Below are 6,692 nucleotides of genomic sequence, written 5' to 3' on the forward strand. Positions count from 1 at the left end.
GCTTGGTAAAGATTACCCTAATCTAAACACAATCCCATGACCGCCTTTTGGGTATTCCCACTGAATGTTTTGATGTGGGCAGCCAATTCTACAGCTTCCACATTCATGGCAGCCTTCATAACCGACATGCATTCGGATATCTTCCCACTTGTAAATTTCGGCTGGGCAAAAAATCGTACAAATTTTGTCTGGGCATTTGTTTAAGCAAATGTCTTCGTCCATAACATGAAGATGCGACTTCGTATCGGCATTAAAGCGAACAAGATACTGCTTTTCCTCGATAGACTGACCTTTTTTTTGTTCACTCATTATTTCATCACCTTCCATGCTTTAATCATATCGCGAGCAATTTTAAATTTCTGTTTTGGTGTACCAATATCTTTAATAATCTTCTTTTGTTTATCTCGCTTAGACATGCCGTCAACGGTAAACATTTGACTTGCTGCTTTGTTCATCATCGGTATATATTGGTCAAAATATTGTGGGAATTTATCAAAGTGGTGTGTAGAGTCTTTGTATTTCTTTAAATCTTGACCAACAAAGCTATCCATTAACTTTTTGCGGTAGTGGTCTAACATTCTTTCAGAAAAGTCGCCAGCTTCTTTGGCCATAAGAACTGTTTCAGCGGCAAATCTTCCTGAGGTCATCGCTAAGTTTGAGCCTTCACGGTGGATTGCGTTAACGAGTTGGGCTGCATCCCCTACGACAATAACCCCGTTCCCAACGACTTTCCCCATTGAATGATAGCCACCTTCTGGTATAAGGTGAGCTAAGTACTCCTGTGATTCACTACCTTGAATGTAAGGACGGATCATTGGGTGATTTTTAACATATTCTAAGAGCTCATACGGACGAATTTTATGTTTGATCAAACCAGATAGTAGCGTTCCAACCCCAATGCTTAGCGTATCTTTGTTCGTATAAAGAAAACCGGTTCCTAGGATTCCTTTTGTCGCATCACCAAAAAGTTCAATCGTACAGCCTTGGTTTTTTTCTAAATTAAAGCGATCTTCAATAATTTTAGAGTCTAGTTTTACAATTTCCATTGTTGCGAGTGCAACTTCATCGGGCTGATATTCTTTATGAAAACCTAGTGATTTGGCAAGAAGGGAGTTAACTCCATCAGCTAAAACAACAACATCAGCATAGACTTCGCCGTCTGGTCGGTCGGTTCTTACACCAATAACTTTTCCATCTTCAACGATACATTCTAAGACGACGGTTTCATTAACGAGTAAAGCTCCTTGCTCGACCGCTTTTCCTGCAAACCATTGATCAAATTTCGCTCGTAATACAGTGAAGTTATTATAAGGTTCCCTTCCCCATTCTAAGCCTTTATAACCGAATGTTACGGCAGACTCTTTATCCATCATCATAAAGCGTTGCTCCACAACAGGACGCTCTAAAGGAGCTTCCTTATAAAATTCTGGGATGACATCTTCCATCATTTGCCGGTAGAGAACGCCTCCCATAACATTTTTTGAACCAGGATATTCTCCGCGTTCAAGCAGAAGGACATTTGCCCCTCCTTTGGCTATTTCATAAGCACATGAAATGCCAGCGGGTCCAGCACCTACTACAATACAATCAAACTTTTCGAGCATGAGATGCCTCCTCTCTTGACAACGCTACTTTAAATTGATCAATCAATATTGGAACAATTTCAAATGCATCACCGACTATACCGTAATGACATGACTCGAAAATAGGGGCTTCAGGATCTTTATTTATGGCAATAATGAGTCCGGAGTTTTTCATGCCAACGAGATGCTGTATTGCTCCAGATATACCGATCGCAAAATAAATTTTCGGTGTAACTGTAACCCCTGTTTGCCCGACTTGATGGTGGTGTTCAATCCACCCTGCTTCAACGACATCACGGCTTGCGCCGACTGCACTGCCAAGCGTATCTGCAAGTTCATGACATATTTGAAAACCTTCTGAGCTACCTAAGCCTTTTCCACCAGCGACAATAATATCAGCTTCATCAATTCTAACTTTCTTCGTTGTTTCACGAACAATTTCTAATACCTTTGTCCGCACATCACCTTCTTTTAACGGTATGGTTTCTTCCACTAATTTTCCGGTCCTCCCTGGTTGTCTGGAGAGCGCTTTCATCACTTTCGGACGAACCGTTGCCATTTGCGGACGGTATTTTTTACAAAGTATCGTCGCCATGATGTTACCACCAAAGGCAGGACGGCTGGCTAATAGTAAGCCCGTATCTTCTTCAACATCAAGTTCAGTCGTATCAGCAGTCAGTCCTGTCGGTAAATCCGTAGCTACCGCACTCGCTAAGTCTTTGCCAGTTGAAGTTGCTCCAAATAAGATAATTTCGGGCTTATGCTTTTGACAACAATCGAGAAGTGCCTTCATAAATGATTCAGTCCGGTAATCTTTGAAGATCGGCTCATCATATATATATACGACATCAGCACCATACTCGTATACTTTATTAACGATTTGTTTCACGTTATCGCCGATGATAACACCACCTAATTCCACCCCTCGTTTGTCCGCGAGCTTTTTCCCAGCACCTAACAATTCAAGGGATACAGGAGCAATTTTCCCTTCATTTTCTTCGATAAATACCCAGACCCCGCGGTAATCTTCGAAATTCATTACGCTCCTCCTTTCTGTGTGAACAATTCTTTTTTCTCCATTAAAACCCCTAACAATTGTTCCACTTTTTCTTGTGAGCTGCCCTCTAGAATTTTTCCGCCTTCAGGCTTTGGTGGTGCCCATACTTTCGCAACGATTGTTGGTGATCCTTTTAAACCGAGTTGTTTACGATCGACTCCTTCTAAATCAGCAACTGCCCAAATCGTCGGTTCATAGCGAGCTGCTTTCAGCATGTTTGGGAAAGAAGAATAAGGAACTTCATTGATTTCTTTTTCAACAGAAAGTAAGCAAGGCAGTTGTGATTGAATAACTTCATACCCGTCCTCTAGTTTTCGGTGAACGACCATATACCCTTCTTCTTTATTGACTTCAACAACTTTTTTTACGGATGTTAATGGTGGGATATCGAGTCGTCTAGCAATTCCGGGACCAACTTGTCCGGTATCACCGTCGATTGTCATTTTCCCGCATAGAATCAGGTCAATTGGTTTCTCTTTCGCAATCTTTTCTAATGCACATGTTAACGCATAGCTTGTTGCCAATGTATCGGCACCAGCAAACGCACGATCTGAGATCATATACCCTTCATCAGCACCAATTTCAATACATTTCTTAATCGCTTTTACTGCTGGTGGAGGCCCCATCGTAAGAACGGAAACAGTTCCCCCATATCGATTCTTTAGTCGTACTGCTTCTTCAACTGCATGAGAGTCGTAAGGATTTAAAATGGCTGGAGCACTCGCTCGATCCATCGTATTTGTCTTCGGGTTCATCTTGATGATCTTCGTGTCAGGCACCTGCTTAATACACGCTACAATATGAAGCAATCACATTCACTCCTTTCAACACCACACCATTCATTTTTCAGACAGTTATGTGTATATCATTCATGTCATTACTTTAAATATATAAGGACAATGGTAAGAAAATGCTTGTTTTCTTTCGGCAATTACAATTGAAGCTTAAATACTTGATGAAAACATAGAGATGAAAAAGTGTAAACAGACAAAAAACTAGTAGAACGGTACCGCTTTTCACGGACGTCCTACTAGTTTAAAAGGTGCTTTTGCATGGAACATATGATTATTTTTTAATTTTACAATTTAGAAAGTTTTTACGTGGCCCCATGTTAACCGACTATTTTATTTTTCAATCGACAAATCTTCATCATCTATCGATTGAATTGCTATTTTTTGACGATCGTTTTGTGTTAATAGTCGGTGGCAATGAATAAATAAAATTCCTTTTCGGTATACCGTTTCTACTCGATCTTTACGAATAGCATAAGGAAGCTCAATGGATCGCTTAAAGTTCCCAGCAGTCGCTTCTTCTTGGAGTGTACGGTATCCTTTCAAATTAAACTTCATTTGACCTTCAATTTCTATTAACTTTTCATCGATAAAAATGGAAATATCGTCCTTAGATTTTAAGCCTGGTAGCGTTATTGCTACTACAAGCTCATAACCAGACTCATAAAGATTTACTTTTAATTGATTTATAGACTGAGTAGTCAAATTTTGAAAGTTAGCCCAAAAATCTTCTTTAAAAAAATGATCAAAATACTGTTGAAACTGTTTCATATGTTGAAAAGGGTCAAAATTATTCACTTCGATGTTCCTTTCGTATAATTAGAGTTTCAAAGTGCTAGTAAACGCGCATTAATTATTCGCAGCTACATTTTGATCAAGTACATCAGGATCCAATGCCCCATTAATACTTATTCCATTATTTGTACAAATAAAGTCACCTGTATTCCCGCTTCCAGAACCAGAAATGGATTTACCGGCTGATTTTGGTGACATATTCAAAACGTCTCCGAAACTTATATTTCCCTCATTCCCATTAATTTTAAATGGACCTATTACAATGGCTGGCATATACAAACACCCTTTTTATTAAGATAATAATTAGTTTATGCTTGATCCCCTTGAGCGTTACGCATTTGATATGGGTCGCCAACAAACTGACGTATATGTTTGACACGTGTCTCAGCATCAATCATGGAGTTGGAGCCAATGTGAACGACAGAAGAAGCTGCTGCCCCAATGAGTTTGATATTGTTTACTCGAATAAATGGGTTTTCATTCGTTCTTGTAATTCTGATTGGCTCAGTAACTACTGGCTTAGGAATGTCGATTTGAAAGATAGGATAAACATCAAAATTTCCTTCATCACCGTAAAAAAATTCGATCTGTCGTTGCACAGCAAGTGCTCTGGACCTCGGGGTAATTCTGTAACTATCGCCGACTTGTAAAATACTACTTGTTGAAACGTCTGTAACATTTACAAAATCAACATGAGAAATTCGTTTTTGCATCTTTTCACCTCTTATTGTTTGGCTAGATTGTACCCCTGAACTAAGTTGGAATTGTTATTGTTGAGGAGCAAGTGGTACAAATGGGCCGACAATTAAAGATTCTGCGGGTGTATCAAAATAGGAAGATAAGCAAAGTGAATCTGTGTCTCCTACTAACAATACTGAAGAACTGGAAACCCCGATAATTCGAATTGTACCTACCGATAGGTCACGGTTAACTACATTAAAATTCATGTTGACGGATTCTCCTCTCTTGGTAAATGTCTGATAAAGGCATCGAATGTATTTCCGATATCCTCTTTTACTTTGTTCAGCGTCATTTGTTCAACTTGTTTTACATCATATTGATTTCCTTGTACTTGGTTTAAATAATGATGGATCCTCTGATCAATTTGTTTTTTTACATCACCAATAATGAAGTTTCGATAATTGTTATCTAATTGGTAATTGTATTTTTGCTCTATCGATTGGAGCAATGGTTGGCATTCATGGTCTAGGTAATGGTAGATTTGCTGTTGAATCGCTTGAACACTTTCTGGATGGTTATGAACAAATGAAGGAACACGAAGGTCATTTTGATTGACATTAAAATCTTCAATCGGACCTGTACTTCCATTAGGGCTAATGCCAATGTTTAAAGTTCCTTCTAGTCGTTCGATTTTCAGTTGATCGAATTTATACTCAATTTTATCGATATGACTACCTGATGGATTTTGCTTCAATTGGGATAACTCTTCTTGCATTTGTGTTAGTTGTTGCTCCAACTGGAGAATTTTTTCATTTTGCGCTTGAAGGTACTCGTTCATTTTTTCAAAATAGGATGCATAATTCCAGTTGTTATACATAATTATTTCCCACCTTCACACTGTATTCCGTTATTAAACTAAACGCTTGGGGGTGCAAGTGGTACAAAAGGTAGGGTTGTAGGTGGACTGCCAATTTCTGGTGCAGGTTCCGTAAATCCACCTGTATTATATAAGTTAGAGAGAGCTTTAATAATCCCAGCACTTCCTATTTGCAGAACAGAAGAGTTTGTTATAGCATCGACTCTTAAGTTATGAATAACAATATTCTGATTAACAAAAAAGTTCATAGCAAACGCTCCTCATTAAATGTTCCCTACGATTGGCTGATCGACTACATCAGCGTCATAGACTTGCGTAACACTATAGTCACTTCTAACATGCAATCCATCTCCTGTATTAAACGAGCCTGCACCAGCAAATGTTTTTGCTGTGCTATTCGGTGAGACATTAAAAACATCTCCAATATGAAAGATGCCACTACTTGAAATGCTATTGACTTTTATGGCTCCTACTATCGCTGGCATAAACAAACACCCTTTTTCTTAATCCTTGTAGGTATTATATGAAATTTTTATTTAGGCGTTACACCTAATGGCAAAACGGAATTTTAATTAAACGTTTATTTAAACTTTTGCTAGAGAAGTAGATTTTTATAAAAATGTTTTACTGGGAAATGGAAAATGTTGCGAGTCTTCGTTATTATATTGGGAAAAAATATAGTTTTATTTCCGCGGGAAGCGCAGAAACTGACAGGTGGATGTGGTCATTCGACATTTGGGGTAAATTGGATAACCTTTGCACACAAAAAAGAGCCCAACGATGTACTGCACCCCAAAAGTTAGAGTGAAATCTAACTTTTGGGGTGTTTTTAATGGCTAAATATAGTGAACAATTTAAGTTAATGCTAGTTAAAGAATATCAAGCAGGAAAACTAGGATATGACCTTT

Annotated in this window: 11 protein-coding genes; all 11 read right to left on the reverse strand. The window is 38.6% G+C overall.

Annotation, left to right across the window (positions count from 1 at the left end; genetic code table 11):
- Positions 1 to 12 precede the first annotated feature (12 nt).
- Positions 13 to 309: a ferredoxin family protein gene (locus tag J0N78_RS18680; protein ID WP_209124632.1), complete on the reverse strand. Its 297-nt coding sequence runs from the start codon at positions 307 to 309 to the stop codon at positions 13 to 15.
- Entirely contained in the window at positions 309 to 1,604 is a 1,296-nt protein-coding gene (locus tag J0N78_RS18685; RefSeq protein ID WP_209124633.1) for an FAD-dependent oxidoreductase, read from the reverse strand. The genes J0N78_RS18680 and J0N78_RS18685 overlap by 1 nt, the downstream gene beginning before the upstream one ends.
- Entirely contained in the window at positions 1,588 to 2,622 is a 1,035-nt protein-coding gene (locus J0N78_RS18690; protein ID WP_209124634.1) for an electron transfer flavoprotein subunit alpha/FixB family protein, read from the reverse strand. Before J0N78_RS18690 ends, J0N78_RS18685 begins: the two co-directional genes overlap by 17 nt.
- Entirely contained in the window at positions 2,622 to 3,449 is an 828-nt protein-coding gene (locus J0N78_RS18695; protein ID WP_209124635.1) for an electron transfer flavoprotein subunit beta/FixA family protein, read from the reverse strand. Before J0N78_RS18695 ends, J0N78_RS18690 begins: the two co-directional genes overlap by 1 nt.
- Before the next feature lie 315 nt (positions 3,450 to 3,764).
- On the reverse strand, positions 3,765 to 4,229 hold the full coding sequence (locus J0N78_RS18700) for an Hsp20/alpha crystallin family protein (RefSeq protein ID WP_209124636.1): 465 nt from the start codon (positions 4,227 to 4,229) through the stop codon (positions 3,765 to 3,767).
- Positions 4,230 to 4,280: 51 nt separating this feature from the next.
- A complete protein-coding gene (locus tag J0N78_RS18705; protein ID WP_209124637.1) occupies positions 4,281 to 4,499 on the reverse strand; it encodes a spore germination protein in 219 nt (72 codons plus the stop codon).
- Between the two features lie 35 nt (positions 4,500 to 4,534).
- Positions 4,535 to 4,939, reverse strand: coding sequence for a spore germination protein GerPE (locus tag J0N78_RS18710; protein WP_209124638.1), 405 nt, complete (start codon positions 4,937 to 4,939; stop codon positions 4,535 to 4,537).
- Between the two features lie 54 nt (positions 4,940 to 4,993).
- Complete coding sequence (locus tag J0N78_RS18715) at positions 4,994 to 5,173, reverse strand: spore gernimation protein GerPD (RefSeq protein ID WP_209124639.1); 180 nt, start codon at positions 5,171 to 5,173, stop codon at positions 4,994 to 4,996.
- Complete coding sequence (gene gerPC / locus J0N78_RS18720; protein WP_209124640.1) at positions 5,170 to 5,784, reverse strand: spore germination protein GerPC; 615 nt, start codon at positions 5,782 to 5,784, stop codon at positions 5,170 to 5,172. Before gerPC ends, J0N78_RS18715 begins: the two co-directional genes overlap by 4 nt.
- 38 nt (positions 5,785 to 5,822) lie before the next feature.
- Entirely contained in the window at positions 5,823 to 6,032 is a 210-nt protein-coding gene (locus J0N78_RS18725; RefSeq protein ID WP_209124641.1) for a spore germination protein GerPB, read from the reverse strand.
- Positions 6,033 to 6,047: 15 nt separating this feature from the next.
- Positions 6,048 to 6,269, reverse strand: coding sequence for a spore germination protein (locus tag J0N78_RS18730; protein ID WP_209124642.1), 222 nt, complete (start codon positions 6,267 to 6,269; stop codon positions 6,048 to 6,050).
- Positions 6,270 to 6,692 lie beyond the last annotated feature (423 nt).

The sequence above is a fragment of the Alkalihalobacillus sp. BA299 genome (genome assembly GCF_017745675.1).
Classification (GTDB): Bacteria; Bacillota; Bacilli; order Bacillales; family Bacillaceae_F; genus Alkalihalobacterium.